The following is a 925-nucleotide window of genomic DNA, read 5'->3' as shown; positions in this document are numbered from 1 at the left end:
AGACAGTTTAATTTCAATCGTTTTCACATTTCTCGTGCTGAGTGCTTCATTGTCCAAGCCGATAATTGGGTGCTCATTTCCGTCTTGCACCACACGAAGGGTCAGCTTTCGGTCAGAGCTGAGGACAAATGGCGAGCCGAGTGTCCGGTAGGTGTTATTGTTAAGGGATGCAAGCTCTGATACCTGCATGGATGGAAGCAATGGATCAACAACCGCTCCTGCAACAGACTTGTTATAGGCGGTGCTCCCTGTAGGCGTTGAGATAATCATTCCGTCACCTCTAAACGTTTCAAAGTGCAGATCGTCAATCAGCACGTCCATCACAAAGGTTTTGATGATGCTTGAACGGATGGATACCTCGTTTAAGCAGTGAAAAGGACTGGCTTGATCCACTGTCACTTCAATCAGCGGGTATTTTCTCACTTCAATTTGTTCAAACGTCATTGCATCGACCATTTTTTCTCGCTCATCACTATGAAAGTCGCAATATAAATGAGCTTTCCCCTTTTTGGTAATGCCGACGTACAAGCAGTCGTCACGAAAATTCGCCTTTCTGACTGCCTGCAAAAATGTGCCGTCCCCGCCAATGCTAGCGATAATATTGGCGTCTGAGTGCTGGTTTACAACGGTAAATCCATGCTCTTCCGCCAATTGTGTTAACGAGCGGGCTTGTTCGTTCGTTTCCTGATCCTGTTTGTGAAAAAAATAAACATTATGGCGTTGATCGGTCATATCCCATTTCCCCTTTGCTGTCATATTTAAGTTTTTCTGCCATCCAGTATTTGTGATAAAATACCTTTGGCCATAAGTGTACCACGTTTGCCGGCAGCCCGTTAAGCCGGAGCTTTCTCATGAAGTGAAACATTTTTCATAGTGAATCGTATAATGAGAGAGTTTAGGAAAAAGGAGGAGAAAAAATGAATCC

General features: G+C 44.3%; 1 protein-coding gene. It reads right to left on the bottom strand.

Annotation, left to right across the window (positions count from 1 at the left end; all coding sequences use genetic code 11):
- Positions 1 to 732 (bottom strand): NAD kinase (locus tag ACWHAR_RS24375; RefSeq protein ID WP_452088094.1); only part of this gene is annotated, 732 nt, incomplete at its 3' end.
- Positions 733 to 925: the final 193 nt, after the last annotated feature.

This window comes from Bacillus sp. LR--39 (assembly GCF_053613335.1).
The sequence above is the reverse complement of the archived record's forward strand: the minus strand, read 5'-3'. Positions and strand labels throughout refer to the sequence as shown.